Source organism: Pseudomonas sp. PMCC200344, assembly GCF_030053095.1.
Lineage (GTDB): Bacteria > Pseudomonadota > Gammaproteobacteria > Pseudomonadales > Pseudomonadaceae > Aquipseudomonas > Aquipseudomonas svalbardensis.
In genome coordinates, this window is record NZ_CP125618.1 from 5,183,011 (window position 1) to 5,201,169 (window position 18,159).

Below are 18,159 nucleotides of genomic sequence, written 5' to 3' on the forward strand. Positions count from 1 at the left end.
CTTAAGGCCAAGTGTGGCTGAGGGCTAGGACTGTGTGCAGTTGTAAATCCACCCCCATAAACCCGGGATGGCTATAACGACTTTTTCACTATCGATTCACACGCCGACGACAGAATCAGGCTCAAACTCCGCGCGGCTGCGTTTTCAGAACATTTCACCGACCAAGGAACTGCCATGGTTTCGACTGCTGTCCGCCCCGCCTCCCGCCCGCTGAATTTCTGGGTGTGCCTGGGCGTTCCCGCCATCGCGGCGATCGTTCTGGTGCTGCTCGAACTGACGTCCCTGGACATGGACCTTGCCAAGCTGTTCTATGACCCGGTCGCGGGGGATTTCATCGGCCGGCACAGTTACTTCCTGGAAGAGATCCTGCATGACCGCGCCAAGCAGGTGGTCATCGCCTTCTCGGTGTTGGCCATCTTCGGTTTCATCGCCTCTTTTTTCATGGACAGGCTCAAACCGATCAAACGGGAACTGGGCTGTCTGGTGCTGTCTCTGGCGCTAGCGACCTCCTTTGTCACGCCAGTCAAAGCGGTGACAGCGGTTCAATGCCCGTGGAGCCTTGAGCAGTTCGGTGGTCACGAGACCTATAGCGAGTTGCTCAGCCCTCGCCCGCACACCGATAAACCTGGCCGTTGCTGGCCCGGCGGCCATGCGGCGACCGGTTTCACACTGTTTGCGCTGTTCTTTGTCCTGCGCGACCGTCGTCCGCGTCTGGCGCGCAAGGCGTTTGTGTTCGCTTTCGCGTTGGGCACGGTGTTTTCCATCAGCCGGATGATGCAGGGGGCGCACTTCTTTTCGCACAACGTGTGGACGGCGATTTTCTGCTGGCTGATTTGCCTGGGGGCGTATTACTACATTCTTTATCGGCCAGCCTCGAAGGCTGAGCGAGAGTCCGAAGCACAACCGGTCAACGCCTGAAACACAGATCAAAAATGTGGGAGCGAGCTTGGCCCGAGGTGACCCTCGAAATCCGGGCAATAAAAAACCCCGCCTGCTTATCGCAGGCGGGGTTTTTTAGTACGGGGTAAGGCTGGCTTACATCATGCCGCCCATGCCACCCATACCGCCCATGTCTGGCATACCGCCGCCAGCTGGTTTGTCGTCCGGAGCATCAGCGATCATGGCTTCGGTGGTCAGCATCAAGCCACCAATGGACGCCGCAGCCTGCAGAGCAGAACGAGTCACTTTGGTAGGGTCGAGGATGCCCATTTCGATCATGTCGCCGTATTCGCCGGTAGCAGCGTTGTAACCGAAGTTACCCGAACCTTGCTTGACCTTGTCGACTACTACGCTTGGCTCGTCGCCGGAGTTGGCAACGATCTGACGCAGTGGCGATTCGATAGCGCGACGCAGTACAGCAATACCGACGTTCTGATCAGCGTTGTCGCCTTTCAGTTCGCTGATGGCTTGCAGAGCGCGAATCAGCGCTACGCCACCGCCAGGTACCACGCCTTCTTCAACGGCTGCACGGGTAGCGTGCAGGGCGTCTTCAACGCGGGCTTTCTTCTCTTTCATTTCAACTTCGGAACCAGCGCCAACCTTGATCACTGCAACGCCGCCGGACAGTTTGGCCAGGCGCTCTTGCAGTTTTTCACGGTCGTAGTCGGACGAAGTGTCGGCCACTTGCTGACGGATTTGCAGAACGCGAGCCTGGATATCAGCTTCAACGCCGGCGCCGTCGATGACGGTGGTGTTTTCCTTGGTTACGGCTACGCGCTTGGCATTACCCAGGTGTTCCAGGGTAGCGCTTTCCAGGCTCAGACCGATCTCTTCGGAGATAACGGTACCGCCGGTCAGGACAGCGATGTCCTGCAGCATGGCCTTGCGACGGTCACCAAAGCCTGGAGCCTTGACGGCAACCACTTTGACGATACCGCGCATGTTGTTCACAACCAGAGTCGCCAGGGCTTCGCCTTCAACGTCTTCGCTCACGATCAGCAGCGGACGACCTGCTTTGGCAACGGCTTCCAGTACTGGCAGCAGTTCACGGATGTTCGAGATTTTCTTGTCGACCAGCAGGATCAGCGGACCGTCGAGCTCGGCAGTCATGGTCTCTGGCTTGTTGACGAAGTACGGGGACAGGTAGCCACGGTCGAACTGCATGCCTTCAACAACCGACAGTTCGTTTTCCAGGCCCGAGCCTTCTTCAACGGTGATCACGCCTTCTTTACCGACTTTTTCCATGGCTTCGGCAATGATGTCGCCGATGGAGTTGTCGGAGTTGGCCGAGATGGTGCCGACCTGAGCGATGGCTTTGGTGTCAGCGCACGGCTTGGACAGGGCTTTCAGCTCTTTGACGATTGCGATGGTCGCTTTGTCGATGCCGCGCTTCAGGTCCATCGGGTTCATGCCGGCAGCGACGGCTTTCAGGCCTTCGTTGACGATCGATTGAGCCAGAACGGTAGCGGTGGTGGTGCCGTCGCCTGCGTCATCGTTGGCACGGGAGGCAACGTCTTTGACCAGCTGCGCGCCCATGTTTTCGAAGCGATCTTTCAGCTCGATTTCTTTGGCAACGGACACGCCGTCCTTGGTGATGGTCGGAGCGCCGAAGCTCTTCTCGATGATCACGTTACGGCCTTTAGGGCCCAGGGTCGCTTTTACTGCGTCAGCCAGGACGTTGACACCGGCGAGCATTTTCTTGCGGGCGGAATCGCCGAATTTAACTTCTTTAGCAGCCATGATCGATATTCCTTAAATACTTTGTAGTAGCGGGAAAATGAGCGGGGAATCAGCCTTCGATAACAGCGAGGATTTCGTTCTCGCTCATTACCAACAGGTCTTCGCCGTCGACTTTCACGGTGTTGCTGCCGGAGTACGGGCCGAACACAACCTTGTCACCCACTTTAACGGCCAGTGCACGCACTTCACCGTTGTCCAGCACGCGGCCGGTACCGACAGCGAGGATCTCGCCGCTGTTGGCTTTTTCAGCAGCCGAACCTGGCAGGACGATACCGCCAGCGGTTTTCTTTTCTTCTTCGCTGCGACGGATGACGACGCGGTCATGCAGAGGACGAAGCTTCATTGTCGATCTCTCCTAATTGTGGTTTTCATCGGCCGGTGTATTCCCGGCGGGTTTAACAAATCCGGCGGTGCCGGGTGCGGTTCGTCGAGCGAACCGCGGAAGTCTGTCTGGCGTAATCGCCAGAAACCTTGCGGTGACCGTTACATAAGGGCGCATAAGCTTATTACAAGGGCGAGGAAGCAAATTTTTTCAGGTTGCTGCCCCACAAACGAACACGGCACCCGAAGGTGCCGTGCCGGTATAGCGGATTACTTGGTATCGCGGTGTTCGAATTCGCCTTCGATCACGTTCGGCTCACGGCCTAGCGGCTCGCGGGTCGCAGGGCCGCCGCCACGTGGCTGAAGGTCGTCGGCGAATGCACGCTGACGGATTGCCGCCTCTTCGGCACGCTGGCGCATTTTATTGGCCAACAGTCGACGAGAGATCGGCAGCAACATGATCAGACCCAGCACATCAGTGACGAAGCCCGGCAGGATCAACAGACCACCCGCCAGTGCCAGCATCAAACCTTCGAGCATGGTCTGGGCCGGCAACTCGCCGCGGTTCAGGCTTTCACGAGCACGCAATGCGGTTGCCAGACCAGCGATACGCAGCACGAACACGCCGAGCATCGAGCCGAGAATGACCAGCAGCAGGGCCGGGAAAAACCCGATCGCCCCGCTGACCTTGACGAATATGAACAGCTCCAACACCGGGAACAGTACAAAGAGCAATAAAAAAGGGCGCATCAAATGGTTCCTCAACGCAAGAATGCCTTGCCAGTAATCCCTAGATGACGTCGCCGTTTCGTGAATTCAAGCGTCGGCCACTTCATTTTTCGGCCAATGTTCGGCGTGAGCCAGGAAAACCAAGGCTTCGCGCACTTGTGTCGGCGTATTACACGGTGCTTGAAACGGCAACCAATAGAGCCCCTGGCCAATGCGCAGGTGCATGCCTTCGGTGTCGATACCCGCCAGTTGCGCCGGCTCGGTTTTCGGCAGGCCCGCCAGTTCGACGTAGTGGACGATGGCTTTGGCGTGATCGGCATTCATGTGCTCGACCATGCTCGCTTCGGCCTTACCGGCGAACGGGTTGGCCAAGGTCAGTTGATCGACCCAGTGAATCGCACCGAAGCCGCCGATGTAACGGTGACGTACCGGTTTGAGCACCCAGAAATCGAAATCGTGGGCCTTGTGGTAGCTCTGCGAATCCGGGAAATAGCGGTAGTAACGCTCAGCCGCCGCTTCGATGGCTGACTCGTCCTCGAGCTTTTCTGCTTCGGCGAGGTAAGTCAGACGACCAACGGCTTGCACGTCTTCGGCCCCGCGCTCACCCACAAACAGTGAGCATTTTGGATCTTTCTGCAGGTTGTGAGTGTGCTGAGCGATGCGGCTGATAAGGATCAGCGGCCGGCCCTGTTCGTCCAGACAGTACGGAACCACGGAGCCAAACGGGAAACCGGGCATCGCCTTGGAGTGTGTCGAGAGCACCCCACGGTATTCCTTGAGAAGCAATTCTCGGGCATTCTTGGCCGCTTCAACGCTCAATTTATGACTCCTTATATAGAATCCGTCAAAAAAACGGACAGGCGCCTGGGGATAAGCTCCAGTACGCCATCGGGGCAGTTCTCATGTGCAGCCAGGCCGCATCAGGTGCAGATCGAGAGGCTACTCTCTAAAAGGAAACCACTCCTCTGACCTGCTATTGGGGCATGCGAATGCAACTCACTGACAAAGTAATCATTATCACGGGCGGTTGCCAGGGTTTAGGCCGTTCCATGGCCGAGTATTTCGCCGATAAAGGCGCGAAGCTGGCGCTGGTGGACCTGAACCAGGAAAAGCTCGACGACACCGTAGCCGTTTGCAAGGCTAAAGGCGTCGATGCTCGCGCTTATCTGTGCAATGTCGCCAATGAAGAGCAAGTGACCCACATGGTCGCCCAGGTGGCCGAAGACTTTGGCGCGATCCACGGCCTGATCAACAACGCCGGGATCCTGCGCGATGGCTTGCTTATCAAGGTCAAGGACGGCGAGATGACCAAGATGAGCCTGGCCCAGTGGCAGTCGGTCATCGACGTCAATCTGACCGGCGTATTCCTGTGCACCCGTGAGGTCGCGGCCAAAATGATCGAGCTGAACAACAGCGGCACGATCATTAATATCTCGTCGATCTCCCGCGCTGGCAACGTCGGCCAGACCAACTACTCCGCCGCCAAGGCCGGTGTCGCTGCGGCGACCGTGACCTGGGCCAAGGAACTGGCACGCTACGGTATTCGTGTGGCAGGCATTGCACCGGGTTTTATCGAAACCGAAATGACGCTGAGCATGAAGCCTGAGGCGCTGGAGAAGATAACGTCCGCGATTCCGCTCAAGCGCATGGGCAAGATTGAAGAGATCGCCCATTCGGCGGCGTACATTTTCGAGAACGACTATTACACCGGTCGGATTCTTGAATTGGATGGCGGGTTGCGGATTTAGGGCCTACACAAAACAAATGTGGGAGCGGGCTTGCTCGCGAATGCGATAGATCAATCAACTTATCTGTTGAATGACATACCGCCTTCGCGAGCAGGCTCGCTCCCACAGGGGATCGCATTTCTTCAGCGAATCAATCGTCGCTGATGGTGATGTTCGGCATGGCCGGTGTCGCCGCTTCCTGCAACACGATCCGCGCGCCGACATGGCGGGCCAGTTCCTGGTAAACCATCGCAATCGGGCTGTCAGGCTCGGCGATCACCGTTGGCTTGCCGCCGTCGGCCTGTTCGCGGATGGCCATCGCCAAGGGCAACGAAGCCAGCAGCTCGACGCCGTACTGGTTGGCCAGCTTCACACCACCGCCCTCACCGAACAGATGCTCGGCATGCCCGCAATTGGAGCAGATGTGCACGGCCATGTTTTCCACCACGCCCAGCACCGGGATGTTGACCTTGCGGAACATTTCCACACCCTTGCGCGCGTCCAGCAATGCCAAATCTTGTGGCGTGGTAACGATCACCGCGCCGGCCACCGGGACTTTCTGCGCCAGAGTCAGCTGGATGTCGCCGGTGCCTGGCGGCATGTCGATGACCAGGTAATCCAGGTCGCCCCAGGCGGTTTGAGTGACCAGTTGCAACAAGGCGCCGGAAACCATCGGCCCGCGCCAGACCATCGGCGTGTTGTCATCGGTCAGGAACGCCATGGACATGACTTCAACACCGTGGGACTCGATCGGAATAAACCACTTCTGATCCTTGACCTTAGGTCGGGTGCCTTCGGGGATGCCGAACATGATGCCCTGGCTCGGTCCGTAAATATCCGCGTCGAGGATCCCGACCTTGGCGCCTTCGCGGGCCAGGGCCAGGGCCAGGTTGGCGGCGGTGGTGGATTTACCCACACCGCCCTTGCCGGACGCCACGGCCACCACGTTCTTGACGTTGGCCAGACCCGGGATCTGCGCTTGAGCCTTGTGCGCGGCAATGACACTGGTGATCTCGACGCGGGCGATGGTCACGCCGTCCAGCCCTTCAATGGCCATTTGCAGCAACTGCGCCCAGCCACTCTTGAACAGGCCGGCGGCGTAGCCCAGCTCCAGCTGGACGCTGACGCGATCACCCTGAATGTCGATGCCACGCACGCACCCGGCGCTGACCGGGTCCTGGTTCAGGTAAGGGTCGGTGTATTGGCGAAGGACGGCTTCCACCGCTGCGCGATTGACGGCGCTCATGGGCAACTCCGATAGCAAGACTGGAAAATCAGGCGGGTATCCTACGCCGGACACACATTTGTGGCGAGGGAGCCCGACGCAGGTTGGCGGTTGTCGTCGATCGAAACAGGCTCACGGGGTGAAAAATATACGCCGGCGCTTTATAGTGGCCGACCTCCGTTTCATCAAGTAGCCGAGCCCCATGTCCGAGCCACGCAAGATCCTCGTCACCAGCGCCCTGCCCTATGCCAATGGTTCGATCCATCTTGGCCACATGCTGGAATACATCCAGACCGATATGTGGGTGCGCTTCCAGAAGCACCGCGGCAATCAATGCATTTATGTCTGCGCCGACGACGCCCACGGTTCGGCCATCATGCTGCGCGCGGAAAAGGAAGGCATCACCCCGGAACAACTGATCGCCAACGTCCAGGCTGAACACAGCGCCGACTTTGCCGAGTTCCTGGTGGACTTCGACAACTTCCACTCCACTCACGCCGAAGAAAACCGTGAGCTGTCGAGCCAGATCTACCTGAAGCTGCGCGACGCCGGGCACATCGCCCAGCGTTCGATCACTCAGTACTTCGACCCGGAAAAGAAAATGTTCCTGGCCGACCGCTTCATCAAGGGCACCTGCCCGAAATGCGGCACCGAAGACCAGTACGGAGACAACTGCGAAAAATGCGGTGCGACCTACGCGCCGACGGACCTGAAGGATCCGAAGTCGGCGATCTCTGGCGCTACTCCGGTGCTCAAGGATTCCCAGCACTTCTTCTTCAAGCTGCCGGACTTCCAGGAAATGCTGCAAGCCTGGACCCGCAGCGGCACCCTGCAAGAGGCTGTGGCGAACAAGATCGCCGAATGGCTGGACGCCGGTCTGCAACAGTGGGACATCTCCCGCGATGCGCCGTACTTCGGTTTTGAAATCCCTGACGAGCCAGGCAAATACTTTTACGTCTGGCTGGACGCGCCGATCGGCTACATGGCCAGCTTCAAGAACCTCTGCGACCGCACGCCGGAACTGGATTTCGACGCGTTCTGGGGCAAGGATTCCACCGCCGAGCTGTACCATTTCATCGGCAAGGACATCGTCAACTTCCACGCCCTGTTCTGGCCAGCCATGCTCGAAGGTGCCGGTTTCCGTAAACCGACCGGCATTAACGTGCACGGTTACCTGACCGTCAACGGTCAGAAAATGTCCAAATCCCGCGGCACCTTCATCAAGGCCCGGACCTATCTCGACCACCTGTCGCCGGAATACCTGCGCTACTACTACGCGGCGAAGCTGAGCCGTGGCGTCGATGACCTGGACCTGAACCTCGAAGACTTCGTGCAGAAGGTCAACTCCGACCTGGTCGGTAAAGTCGTCAACATCGCCAGCCGTTGCGCCGGTTTCATCCAAAAGGGTAACGGCGGTTTGCTGGTGGCCGGCAACGCCGCGCCAGAATTGACCGAAGCGTTCCTGGCCGCAGCGCCAAGCATTGCCGAGGCCTACGAGGCTCGCGACTTCGCCCGTGCCATGCGCGAGATCATGGGCCTGGCCGACCGTGCCAACGCCTGGATCGCCGAGAAGGCGCCGTGGTCGCTGAACAAACAGGAAGGCAAGCAGGACGAAGTCCAGGCCATCTGCGCCTTGGGCGTGAACCTGTTCCGCCAGCTGGTGATTTTCCTCAAGCCGGTGTTGCCGTTGCTGGCCGCCGACGCCGAGGCGTTCCTGAACGTCGCGCCGCTGACCTGGAACGACCACGCTACCTTGCTCAGCAACCATCAGCTGAACGAGTTCAAACCGTTGATGACCCGTATCGACCCGGTAAAAGTGCAAGCCATGAGCGACGCCTCGAAAGAAGACCTGACCGCCAGCCAGACCGACACCGGTGAAACTGCACCTGCCGGCAATGGCGAACTGGCCAAGGATCCGCTGTCGCCGGAAATCGAGTTCGATGCCTTTGCCGCTGTCGACCTGCGCGTCGCCCTGATCCTCAAGGCCGAACACGTGGAAGGTGCCGACAAACTGCTGCGCCTGACCCTCGACATCGGTGACGAGCAACGCAACGTGTTCTCCGGAATCAAGAGCGCTTATCCGGATCCGTCCAAGCTCAATGGTCGTCTGACCATGATGATCGCCAACCTCAAGCCACGGAAAATGAAGTTCGGCATCTCCGAAGGCATGGTGATGGCGGCCGGCCCTGGCGGTGAAGAAATCTACCTGCTCAGCCCTGACAGCGGCGCCAAGCCTGGTCAGCGCATCAAGTAAGCTTCTGCTGTAAACCGATCCCACAGTCGTGCCTGACGCGACTGTGGGATTTTCATGTCTGGCCCACCCTCCGTCCTTGCCGGATAATGCCTAAGCTTTTTAGACCGCTCCGTTAAAAAGCCCCGTTCTTGCCGGCACGATCATGACCGAAATTGTTCTTACGCTTATCAGCACTGCCCTGATCAACAACCTCGTGTTGCACTGGCCGCTGGGCGTCGATCCGCTGCTGGGCAACGAGCATCGACAGGTCCATGCGTTGGGCCTTGCGACGACGTGTTTGATGCTGATCGTCGGCACGCTGGGTTACTCGGCCTACCGTTGGTTGCTGGTCCCGCTGGAGCTGACGTCGCTGCGCCTTTTCGTCTTCCTTCCATTAAGCGTTCTGCTGATTGGCCCGCTGCTGAAAGTGCTTTCCCGGTTACTTCCAAAGCTTGCGTTCGATGGCCTCTGGCCCCTGCTGCTGGGCAATGCTGGCGTACTCGGCCTGACGCTGCTCAATGCTCAGGACGACAAAGGCTTCTTCCACGCCATGGCCCTGAGCCTGGGTGCCGGCCTGGGCTTCTGGCTGGTACTGAGCCTGTTCAGCGACTTGCGCCAACGCACAATCGAAAATGATATCCCCCTGCCCTTTCGCGGCCTGCCCATCGACCTGATCGGCGCCGGATTGATTGCAGTGGCCTTTCTCGGATTCAGCGGACTGATCAAAACATGAGTCTGATTCAACGCATCGACGCCCTCTTGCCGCAGACCCAATGCGGCAAGTGCGGCCACCCCGGATGCAAACCGTACGCCGAAGGCATTGCCAGCGGCGAACCGATCAACAAGTGCCCGCCGGGCGGCAGCGAAACCATCGCCGCCCTGGCCGAGCTGTTGAAAGTGCCGGTGCTGGAACTGGACGTCAGTCGCGGTTCGGCCCCGGCGCAGATCGCCTATATTCGTGAAGCGGAGTGTATTGGTTGCACCAAGTGCATCCAGGCCTGCCCGGTGGATGCCATTGTCGGCGCGGCGAAATTGATGCACACGGTGATCGTCGATGAATGCACCGGTTGCGATCTGTGCGTAGCGCCCTGCCCGGTGGATTGCATCGAGATGCGGCCGTTGCCGCTGGCCACAGTGCTGCCGATTGTCGGTGGCCTGGCGTTCAGCTTTGAGGAGCAACGCGCCCGGACGGTCAAGCGCAATCACGCACGGCGCCGATTCGAACAGCGCAATGCTCGCCTGCGTCGCGAAGAAGAACAGAAAATCGCCGAACGTCAGGCCCGAGCCCAACGCGCCATCCAGCACAGTGAGGTGGCGACGCTCAATCCGGTTCAGGCCGCTCTTGAGCGAGTCCGCGCACAGAAGGCAGCCAATGCGGATACGGCGCTGAAAAAGGCCAAGATCGATCTGGCGATGAGTCGGGCGCAACTGAACAAGTCACTCAAGGCGTTCGGGCATCCGCCGACCTTCGAACAGCAGTCGCAACTGATCGTCCTGCAACAGCAGTTCGAGGCAGCCGAACAGGCGTTAGCGAAACTGGAAAGTACTGCACCGCCAGCCGCGGCACCCGTCGTTCCGGCGAAAAATGCGCAGCTGAATCGGGCAAAGATCCAGCTGGCCATGCGCCGCGCCGAACTCAAGAAAGGCCAAGCCAGCGAAGCGCCAGCTGAGCAGATCGAAGCCCTGGAACGCGCGGTGAGTGAAGCCGAGCGTCAGGTGGATGCCTATGCAGCCCCTTGAATCGGTCGACGAGCGCCTTCAGCAGACCATGAAGCTGGTATTGCTGGCCACCGTGCCGGGAATGCTGGTGTTTTTCTGGCTGTATGGCTGGGGCGTGTTGATCAACCTGATTCTGACCGGTGTTACCGCACTGGCCGTTGAAGCGACCGTATTGCGCTTGCGCAAGCTTGCGGTCAAGCCGGCCCTGAGCGACGGCAGTGCGCTGGTCAGCGCGACGCTGTTGGCTCTGGCCTTGCCGCCTTATTGCCCGTGGTGGCTGACGGTCTGTGCCGCGGCGTTCGCGATGGTGTTCGGCAAACACCTGTATGGCGGCGTTGGCAAGAACCCGTTCAACCCGGCAATGCTGGGCTTCGCCCTGGTGCTGGTGACCTTTCCCCAACAGATGACCCTCTGGCCGTCATCCCATGGGCTGGACCTGATCGGCGGCTTGCAGCAGGTGTTCGGGTTCAGCCTCGGGCAGACGCCAGACGCCTGGGTCCAAGCCACGGCGCTGGACAGCCTGCGGATCAACAAAAGCCTGACCATGGACGAACTGTTTGCCGCTAACCCGGCGTTCGGTCATTTCGGCGGCCGAGGCATGGAATGGGTCAACCTGGCCTTTCTGGCAGGTGGCGCGTTTCTGCTGCAACGACGGGTGTTCAGCTGGCATGCGCCGGTCGGCATGCTCGCCAGCCTGTTCATCATCAGCCTGCTGTGCTGGAACGGCTCGGGCTCCGACTCCCATGGTTCGCCGCTGTTTCATCTGCTCACTGGCGCGAGCATGCTGGGTGCATTCTTCATCGTCACGGAACCGGTGTCCGGTGCAAAAAGCCCCGGCGCGCGACTGCTGTTCGGCGCGGGCGTCGGGCTGCTGACGTACCTGATTCGTACCTGGGGTGGTTATCCGGACGGCGTAGCCTTTGCCGTGCTGTTGATGAACCTCTGTGTGCCGGCGCTGGAGCGGTTTGCCACCTCCAGACTGGAACGGGGTGCGCCATGAGCCGAGCGTCGAGCGTTGTGATCCTGGTGGTGCTGGCAGGCTTGGGGATTGGCGCGACTTACCTCGTGCAGCACACCAGCGCGCCGCGCATTGCGGCCGAACAGCGCCTGATCGACAGTCGTAACCTGCTGGACTTGCTCCCTGCTGGAGGCTACGACAATCAGCCGCTGGAACAGACACTCGCCCTCGAAAATACTGAGCTGGCCAACAGCACGCTGCTAGGTGGCTACCTGGCGACCAAGACTGGCCAACCCAGCGCCGTGTTGCTGCGCAGCCAGACCCTGGGCTACGAGGGTTCCATCGAATTGCTGATCGCCATCGGCGCAAACGGCAAGGTGTTAGGCGTGAAAACGCTCAAGCAATCGGAAACTCCGGGCCTGGGCGGCCGACTCGCCGACTGGCCCAATGCCTGGCTTCAGGGATTTTCCGGAAAGTCCCAAACCGAACCTGCCGACAATGGCTGGGCCTTGAAAAAGGATCAGGGGCAATTCGATCAAATGGCGGGGGCAACCATTACTTCGAGAGCGGTCATCAACGCCATCCATGACGCGTTGCGCTATTTCGACGAACATCAGCAACAGTTGATCGGGAGCAGCGCTCATGAATAAGTCATCGACGCTGCAGAATTCACTGATGCTTGCGCCGCTGATCGGCGCCACAGATTCATTGGTGACCGCTCTGGGCTTGTGGCTGATGTTCATCGTGGTGATCAGTGCCTTTGGGGTGAGCATGGGCGCGTTGCGATCCCGACTTGTCCCGGAGACACGTTTGCTTGCCAGCGTCCTGCTGGCGGCCACGCTGACCAGCTGCGCGGAACTCGCCGCGCAAGTCTGGTCGCTGCAATGGCACCAACATGTAGGGCTCTATGCAGGATTGATTGCCTTGCAATGCGTTGTGCTGGAACACACCGGTTTTCTCCAGAGCGCCTGGCGTGATCGCCTGCGCCGATGTGGCCTTTTCGGCGCGTTGATGGCGGGCCTTGGCTTGCTGCGCGAATTCATCGGCAACGGAACATTCGGCAGCCATCTGCCATGGTTGGCCGGCACTGCGCAAACGGACTGGCAAGGCTGGGTACTGACCGCCGACGGTGGCTTGCGCCTGGCCACCCTGGCCCCTGGTGGATTCATTCTGCTGGGACTGCTGCTCGCCGCACGTCAGGCCTGGACCCGCTCGACGCCCTCTCACTGACCGCCTTCGAGGAAACGCACTGCCCATGAATGCCGCAAAACGTCTGGAAATTTTTCGCCGATTTCACGAAGACAACCCGGAACCGAAGACCGAACTAGCCTACTCCTCGCCGTTCGAATTACTGATATCAGTGATTCTCTCGGCGCAGTCGACCGATGTCGGCGTCAACAAGGCCACCGCCAAACTCTATCCGGTGGCCAATACACCGGCGGCGATTTATGCCTTGGGTGTCGAGGGACTGTCGGAATACATCAAGACCATCGGCCTGTTCAACAGCAAAGCGAAAAACGTGATCGAGACCTGTCGCTTACTGATGGAACGTCATGGAGGCGAAGTGCCGCAAACCCGTGAAGAGCTGGAAGCGTTACCCGGCGTCGGCCGCAAGACTGCCAACGTGGTGCTCAATACCGCATTCCGTCAGCTGACCATGGCCGTGGACACGCATATTTTCCGGGTCAGCAATCGTACCGGCATAGCTCCAGGCAAAAATGTGGTCGAGGTTGAGCAAAAACTGATGAAGTTCGTGCCGAAGGAATATCTGCTGGATTCCCATCACTGGCTGATCCTCCACGGACGCTATGTTTGCTTGGCTCGCAAGCCTCGCTGCGGCAGTTGCCGGATCGAAGACTTGTGCGAATACAAGCAAAAGACTTCGGACGATTGAGGCGCTATTAGGTTTTTTGATTTATCGATTGAAAAAATCTTTTTTACCCGCCGGGAGTTTATCGATATAAGGAGCGCCAAAGGCAGCCTTAGCCTGGAGTAACACTATGAGCACTGGCAAAGAGCAATTGGACGTAGAAGACGACTTCACCCCTGTTGAGACTGATGATGCTGAGCCGGTGGTTGAAGTGGCGAAGACCAACCTGAGCAAACGCCGTACCATCGACAATCTGTTGGAGGAGCGCCGACTGCAAAAGCAATTGGCCGATTACGATTTTGATCTATGACACCTAAAAGCCTCCCGAAACGGAGGCTTTTTACTAAGTCCCGACCCCTGATCCCCCCCCGTTCATCGCGCCTCGTCAAACGCTGAGGCAGTCACACCAGACCATTGCGTTGAGCCAATTCGATCAGGTCGACCAAGGAGCGAGCATTGAGCTTCAACAACAGACGAGTCTTGTAAGTACTGACGGTCTTATTGCTGAGGAACATTCCGTCGGCGATCTCCTTGTTGGTCTTGCCTCGGGCCAATTGTTGCAAGACCATCATTTCCCGTCCCGACAGTCGATCCACCATATCGGCCTCACTGGCGTTCCCCAAACTGGAACGTACGGTATGCAAGGCTTGATTCGGAAAGTAACTGTAGCCCGACAATACTGCCTTTATTGCACTGAGCAACTCAGTGAGATCCTGTTGTTTGCAGACATACCCTGCGGCACCGGATTGCATGCAACGCATGGAAAAATGCCCAGGTGCCTGGGAAGTTAATATCAGCACTTTCATGGGCATCGCTGTCGATGTCAGACGCGCAATGACTTCCAGCCCATCAAGTTTCGGTATTCCAATATCCAGGATGACAATATCCGGCATATGCTCACGGGCAAGTTGCAACGCATCCACGCCATTATCTGTCTCTGCAATAACCTCGTAGCCGTGACGCTCCATTAGCATACGTACCGCAAGACGAATGACGGGGTGATCATCCACGATCAGCACTTTATTCATGGGCAAGTCCAATTTTCGCTGTTCGAATTTTTAGAGCCCGCACGATAGCCTAGTCGTTTCACCCATGGCATGCCGCCCCCCTCGGCCACCCACACCGAGAGACATTCCCTACAGACATTGAAGAATAATCTTACAAAATTCCCAAAAATACGGTGGGGGTAAACGTTTTATCAACCAGAAAATATTTCGATTATCCGCAGTTTTTTTGTTTCAGTTTACAACCAGAAAACCAAATAACAGGGTTCGCCGCAAGAGGTCCAACGAATACTGACTATTGAGCTACCCTTAAAAGTAACTGATATTTACCACTTGAAACCCCACACCACAAACACCGCACATCAAGAATGTAGTAAAAATCACACCAGGCAACACTTCAACAACAAACTCAATCCAATACCACCTAAAACCCTACAACAGAGGCACCCGCCGCACACTCAATACCGCTACTATCAAACCCTCTAAATCTAAAACTTAAAAGGAGCCACCGCACCAATACAATCACCGACCACTTAGTTATTAAAATCAAACCAAAACATTAATCAACCGAGAAAAAATAATATTTCAACGAGCAAAACACATGATCAAATCAAAGAAAAAAATCATCAACCCCATGACAGTTATTGCAATATTTGCCGCTATTTCTGAAACATCGGCCGCCGTATCACTGCCCTTTCTCGACAATAAGGAACGGGAGTTCTATATCTGGTTCCTGATCAGTTTCCCTTTTTATTTGCTTTTTCTTTTCTTCGCCACACTCAACTTCAACTATCGGTCGCTGTACGCGCCATCCGATTACGGCAAGGGAAAGCACTTTATAAAAGTGATGGACAACGCTGAACGCGGTCAGCGACCCGATAACCTGAAGGACCCTCCCGCCCGGATCGATATTCAGACGGGCCTCTCGGCTCTACAGTACGTTTGCATGGCCGAGCAGCTAAAGAACCTGCACATCATCGATGCGCGGTGGCTAAACAAGAAAATGGAATTCGGTGCCTGGATTGAAAAATACCGACGCCCACAGGGAAGCCCTGCACAAGTGATCGTATTTCTCACCTGTACCGATTCGGAGGCATTACTGAAGGAAAGCGCAAGCAAGCAATCAAAACAGGCAAAGAATCGCAGCGGCCCAACGCTTTGCATTGCTTACAATTTGAATTCACACGGTCTGACGATTCTTGATCACTCTTTTTACCTGACACGCAGCAGGTAACGCTTGAAGAGCATTCAGAGAGAGGAAACAGAAGGAAGGTATTACAGATACAAATAGAGCGCTGATAACACGATGACCGGTAGGAAAACTCCCCCTATTCAAAATTGTGGCCTTGTCACCGACAAGGCCACAACTCTATTACCGTCGTTCCACTACGGTTTCAAAGATCTCAGAAAAGCTTCCGGCCTTTGTTCGCCGCAATTCGCATGCGCAAGGCGTTGAGTTTGATGAAGCCCGCCGCGTCGGCCTGGTTGTAGGCGCCGCCATCTTCTTCGAAGGTCGCGATGTTGGCATCGAACAACGATTCGTCGGACTTGCGACCGGTGACGATCACGTTGCCCTTGTACAGCTTCAGGCGCACAACGCCGTTCACGTGGGCCTGGGACGCGTCGATCATCTGTTGCAGCATCAGACGCTCAGGGCTCCACCAGTAACCGGTGTAGATCAGGCTGGCGTATTTAGGCATCAGCTCGTCTTTGAGGTGAGCCACTTCGCGGTCAAGGGTGATCGATTCGATCGCACGGTGGGCGCGCAGCATGATGGTGCCGCCTGGGGTTTCGTAGCAGCCACGGGACTTCATGCCCACGTAACGGTTCTCAACGATGTCGAGACGGCCGATACCGTGTTCGCCACCGATACGGTTCAGGGTCGCCAGCACGGTAGCCGGGGTCATTTCGACGCCGTCCAGTGCGACGATATCGCCGTTGCGGTAGGTCAGTTCCAGGTATTGAGCTTTGTCAGGAGCCTTCTCCGGGGAGACGGTCCATTTCCACATGTCTTCTTCGTGCTCGGTCCAGGTGTCTTCCAGCACGCCGCCTTCATAGGAGATGTGCAGCAGGTTGGCATCCATCGAGTACGGGGATTTTTTCTTGCCGTGACGCTCGATCGGGATGTTGTGCTTTTCAGCATAATCCATCAGCTTTTCACGGGAGAGCAGGTCCCATTCGCGCCACGGAGCAATCACTTTCACGCCTGGCTTCAAGGCGTAGGCGCCCAGCTCGAAACGAACCTGGTCGTTGCCCTTGCCGGTGGCGCCGTGGGAAATGGCGTCAGCACCGGTTTCGTTGGCGATTTCGATCAAGCGCTTGGCGATCAACGGACGAGCGATGGAAGTACCCAGCAGGTACTCGCCTTCATAAACGGTGTTGGCGCGGAACATCGGGAAAACGAAATCGCGCACGAATTCTTCGCGCAAGTCGTCGATGTAGATCTCTTTCACGCCCATGGCCTGTGCCTTGGCGCGTGCAGGTTCGACCTCTTCGCCCTGACCCAGGTCAGCGGTGAAGGTCACGACTTCACAGTTATAAGTATCCTGCAGCCACTTGAGGATCACCGAAGTGTCCAGGCCGCCGGAATACGCCAGAACGACCTTGTTTACGTCCGCCATGCCATCACTCCACGGGGTTCTACGGAAAGCCGTCAAGTCTACCGGTCATGCAGGATAATTTACAGAGGCGCGACAGCTTATGACGACGAAGCGACAGATTATGTCGAGTGAGCGACGATTACAGCGGGTTCAGGAGGTCGATGCAGCGCTCGCCGATGCGGTGGCCTGAGGGGCCGACTTTTCGGTGGGCGTAACGCGCGCGAGGTGCACATTGACCCGACGGTTCTTCGCCCGGTTGGCGGAATTGGTATTGGGCGCCAATGGATAACGCTCGCCGTGAAAGCGCACGGTGATCTGCGATTCCTGAATGCCGTTGGCCTTGAAGAACTCCATGACTGCCAGGGCCCGACGCCGCGACAGGTCACGATTGGTCAGGCGGTTGCCGCTGTTGTCCGAGTGGCCATCGAGCTCGACGTGGTTGACCGTCGGATCAGCCTTCATGAACTCCAGCATCACTTGTAATTGCGCCTTGGCCTGCGCGTCGAGATCGATGCCTTCACCGGGGAAGCCGATCTGCGATTGTTTAACCTGCTCGAAATTCTTCGGCAGCAGCTTCGCCACGCAGCTCTGGTAGTCGTTGAAGGCCTTGCTGAACTTGACCGGCAACAGGCGCACTTCCGACACCCGGCCATCGCCCGAGTAATGTCGAACGACCGGACTGCGGCCGTCCATCAGGCCACTGATCAAGCGGCCAGCCTGAACTTGCGAACTGTTAAACAACACATTGCCGCTGCCGATTCGTACAGAACCGAGGTTGATGTCGCCACGCCCCGGCTGCCAGGGTGCAGCCGCCGCCAGCAAGGTGGCCGAACCGCCGCCGATCATCGAGTTATAGGCCTTCAGACGAAACGTCGCTTGCTCGCCAGCGCGACGCACGAACTCGCCCGAACCGAAATCGCTGATCGGCTGAGTCAGGCGGCACTCGAACTTGTCTCCTTCGACCGTCCACTCGATGCTCTCCAGACGGGTCTGGAAAGTGAGCGCCATCGCAGGAAGGCTGGCAAACACGCTGAGCAAGGCTAAATAACGCTGGCGCACGGGAGGCTCCACTGGCTTCTACAACAAAAAGACCG

19 protein-coding genes are annotated in these 18,159 nt (G+C 57.6%); 11 read left to right on the top strand and 8 right to left on the bottom strand.

Features of this window, described 5'->3' with window-relative positions; translation table 11 throughout:
• Nucleotides 1-174 precede the first annotated feature (174 nt).
• A complete protein-coding gene (locus QFW87_RS23685) occupies nt 175-918 on the top strand; it encodes a phosphatase PAP2 family protein (protein WP_283189023.1) in 744 nt (247 codons plus the stop codon).
• A gap of 117 nt (nt 919-1,035) precedes the next feature.
• Here QFW87_RS23685 and groL read toward each other — a convergent pair whose 3' ends face one another.
• The 4 genes from groL to QFW87_RS23705 all read right to left on the bottom strand — a co-directional run bounded on the left by groL (nt 1,036) and on the right by QFW87_RS23705 (nt 4,548).
• Entirely contained in the window at nt 1,036-2,679 is a 1,644-nt protein-coding gene (gene groL / locus QFW87_RS23690; protein ID WP_129438004.1) for a chaperonin GroEL, read from the bottom strand.
• A gap of 49 nt (nt 2,680-2,728) precedes the next feature.
• Nucleotides 2,729-3,022, bottom strand: a complete 294-nt coding sequence (locus QFW87_RS23695; RefSeq protein WP_047532658.1) for a co-chaperone GroES — start codon at nt 3,020-3,022, stop codon at nt 2,729-2,731.
• A 248-nt stretch (nt 3,023-3,270) separates the two neighbouring features.
• Nucleotides 3,271-3,750 carry an FxsA family protein gene (locus QFW87_RS23700; protein WP_283189024.1) on the bottom strand — a complete coding sequence of 160 codons (480 nt, stop codon included), beginning with the start codon at nt 3,748-3,750 and terminating at the stop codon, nt 3,271-3,273.
• A gap of 66 nt (nt 3,751-3,816) precedes the next feature.
• Nucleotides 3,817-4,548, bottom strand: a complete 732-nt coding sequence (locus QFW87_RS23705; RefSeq protein ID WP_283189025.1) for a HugZ family protein — start codon at nt 4,546-4,548, stop codon at nt 3,817-3,819.
• 170 nt (nt 4,549-4,718) lie between these two features.
• Here QFW87_RS23705 and QFW87_RS23710 point away from each other — a divergent pair, with 170 nt between their 5' ends.
• Nucleotides 4,719-5,477, top strand: a complete 759-nt coding sequence (locus tag QFW87_RS23710; RefSeq protein ID WP_283189026.1) for an SDR family oxidoreductase — start codon at nt 4,719-4,721, stop codon at nt 5,475-5,477.
• Between the two features lie 130 nt (nt 5,478-5,607).
• Here the strand turns inward: QFW87_RS23710 and apbC are convergent, their stop codons facing one another.
• Nucleotides 5,608-6,702, bottom strand: a complete 1,095-nt coding sequence (gene apbC / locus QFW87_RS23715; RefSeq protein WP_046047101.1) for an iron-sulfur cluster carrier protein ApbC — start codon at nt 6,700-6,702, stop codon at nt 5,608-5,610.
• A 181-nt stretch (nt 6,703-6,883) separates the two neighbouring features.
• Here apbC and metG point away from each other — a divergent pair, with 181 nt between their 5' ends.
• From metG to QFW87_RS23755, 8 genes are all read left to right on the top strand, one after another.
• Nucleotides 6,884-8,935, top strand: coding sequence for a methionine--tRNA ligase (metG, locus tag QFW87_RS23720; protein ID WP_283189027.1), 2,052 nt, complete (start codon nt 6,884-6,886; stop codon nt 8,933-8,935).
• 142 nt (nt 8,936-9,077) lie between these two features.
• Entirely contained in the window at nt 9,078-9,647 is a 570-nt protein-coding gene (locus QFW87_RS23725; protein WP_129438012.1) for an Rnf-Nqr domain containing protein, read from the top strand.
• Complete coding sequence (gene rsxB / locus QFW87_RS23730; RefSeq protein ID WP_283181521.1) at nt 9,644-10,654, top strand: electron transport complex subunit RsxB; 1,011 nt, start codon at nt 9,644-9,646, stop codon at nt 10,652-10,654. The genes QFW87_RS23725 and rsxB overlap by 4 nt, the downstream gene beginning before the upstream one ends.
• On the top strand, nt 10,641-11,633 hold the full coding sequence (locus QFW87_RS23735) for an RnfABCDGE type electron transport complex subunit D (RefSeq protein WP_283189028.1): 993 nt from the start codon (nt 10,641-10,643) through the stop codon (nt 11,631-11,633). Before rsxB ends, QFW87_RS23735 begins: the two co-directional genes overlap by 14 nt.
• Nucleotides 11,630-12,241, top strand: a complete 612-nt coding sequence (locus tag QFW87_RS23740; protein ID WP_283189029.1) for an RnfABCDGE type electron transport complex subunit G — start codon at nt 11,630-11,632, stop codon at nt 12,239-12,241. The genes QFW87_RS23735 and QFW87_RS23740 overlap by 4 nt, the downstream gene beginning before the upstream one ends.
• On the top strand, nt 12,234-12,821 hold the full coding sequence (locus QFW87_RS23745; protein WP_283189030.1) for an Rnf-Nqr domain containing protein: 588 nt from the start codon (nt 12,234-12,236) through the stop codon (nt 12,819-12,821). Before QFW87_RS23740 ends, QFW87_RS23745 begins: the two co-directional genes overlap by 8 nt.
• Nucleotides 12,822-12,846: 25 nt before the next feature.
• Nucleotides 12,847-13,485 (top strand): endonuclease III, encoded by a 639-nt coding sequence (gene nth, locus QFW87_RS23750; RefSeq protein ID WP_008155568.1) that lies wholly within the window; start codon nt 12,847-12,849, stop codon nt 13,483-13,485.
• Nucleotides 13,486-13,591: 106 nt separating this feature from the next.
• Nucleotides 13,592-13,771 (top strand): hypothetical protein, encoded by a 180-nt coding sequence (locus tag QFW87_RS23755; protein WP_010457665.1) that lies wholly within the window; start codon nt 13,592-13,594, stop codon nt 13,769-13,771.
• Between the two features lie 91 nt (nt 13,772-13,862).
• Here the strand turns inward: QFW87_RS23755 and QFW87_RS23760 are convergent, their stop codons facing one another.
• Complete coding sequence (locus tag QFW87_RS23760; protein WP_008155570.1) at nt 13,863-14,489, bottom strand: response regulator transcription factor; 627 nt, start codon at nt 14,487-14,489, stop codon at nt 13,863-13,865.
• A gap of 577 nt (nt 14,490-15,066) precedes the next feature.
• On the opposite strand from QFW87_RS23760, the gene QFW87_RS23765 reads away from it, so the two are divergent.
• Nucleotides 15,067-15,699 (top strand): hypothetical protein, encoded by a 633-nt coding sequence (locus QFW87_RS23765; RefSeq protein ID WP_283181526.1) that lies wholly within the window; start codon nt 15,067-15,069, stop codon nt 15,697-15,699.
• A gap of 169 nt (nt 15,700-15,868) precedes the next feature.
• Here the strand turns inward: QFW87_RS23765 and QFW87_RS23770 are convergent, their stop codons facing one another.
• Nucleotides 15,869-17,086: an argininosuccinate synthase gene (locus QFW87_RS23770; RefSeq protein ID WP_007898502.1), complete on the bottom strand. Its 1,218-nt coding sequence runs from the start codon at nt 17,084-17,086 to the stop codon at nt 15,869-15,871.
• A 129-nt stretch (nt 17,087-17,215) separates the two neighbouring features.
• Nucleotides 17,216-18,124 carry an OmpA family protein gene (locus QFW87_RS23775; RefSeq protein WP_283181527.1) on the bottom strand — a complete coding sequence of 303 codons (909 nt, stop codon included), beginning with the start codon at nt 18,122-18,124 and terminating at the stop codon, nt 17,216-17,218.
• Nucleotides 18,125-18,159: the final 35 nt, after the last annotated feature.

Coding starts and splice junctions, on each gene's coding strand:
- QFW87_RS23685 (WP_283189023.1), top strand. CDS start 175: ATGGTTTCGACTGCTGTCCGCCCCGCCTCCCGCCCGCTGAATTTCTGG.
- groL (WP_129438004.1), bottom strand. CDS start 2,679: ATGGCTGCTAAAGAAGTTAAATTCGGCGATTCCGCCCGCAAGAAAATG.
- QFW87_RS23695 (WP_047532658.1), bottom strand. CDS start 3,022: ATGAAGCTTCGTCCTCTGCATGACCGCGTCGTCATCCGTCGCAGCGAA.
- QFW87_RS23700 (WP_283189024.1), bottom strand. CDS start 3,750: ATGCGCCCTTTTTTATTGCTCTTTGTACTGTTCCCGGTGTTGGAGCTG.
- QFW87_RS23710 (WP_283189026.1), top strand. CDS start 4,719: ATGCAACTCACTGACAAAGTAATCATTATCACGGGCGGTTGCCAGGGT.
- apbC (WP_046047101.1), bottom strand. CDS start 6,702: ATGAGCGCCGTCAATCGCGCAGCGGTGGAAGCCGTCCTTCGCCAATAC.
- metG (WP_283189027.1), top strand. CDS start 6,884: ATGTCCGAGCCACGCAAGATCCTCGTCACCAGCGCCCTGCCCTATGCC.
- QFW87_RS23725 (WP_129438012.1), top strand. CDS start 9,078: ATGACCGAAATTGTTCTTACGCTTATCAGCACTGCCCTGATCAACAAC.
- rsxB (WP_283181521.1), top strand. CDS start 9,644: ATGAGTCTGATTCAACGCATCGACGCCCTCTTGCCGCAGACCCAATGC.
- QFW87_RS23735 (WP_283189028.1), top strand. CDS start 10,641: ATGCAGCCCCTTGAATCGGTCGACGAGCGCCTTCAGCAGACCATGAAG.
- QFW87_RS23740 (WP_283189029.1), top strand. CDS start 11,630: ATGAGCCGAGCGTCGAGCGTTGTGATCCTGGTGGTGCTGGCAGGCTTG.
- QFW87_RS23745 (WP_283189030.1), top strand. CDS start 12,234: ATGAATAAGTCATCGACGCTGCAGAATTCACTGATGCTTGCGCCGCTG.
- nth (WP_008155568.1), top strand. CDS start 12,847: ATGAATGCCGCAAAACGTCTGGAAATTTTTCGCCGATTTCACGAAGAC.
- QFW87_RS23755 (WP_010457665.1), top strand. CDS start 13,592: ATGAGCACTGGCAAAGAGCAATTGGACGTAGAAGACGACTTCACCCCT.
- QFW87_RS23760 (WP_008155570.1), bottom strand. CDS start 14,489: ATGAATAAAGTGCTGATCGTGGATGATCACCCCGTCATTCGTCTTGCG.
- QFW87_RS23765 (WP_283181526.1), top strand. CDS start 15,067: ATGATCAAATCAAAGAAAAAAATCATCAACCCCATGACAGTTATTGCA.
- QFW87_RS23770 (WP_007898502.1), bottom strand. CDS start 17,086: ATGGCGGACGTAAACAAGGTCGTTCTGGCGTATTCCGGCGGCCTGGAC.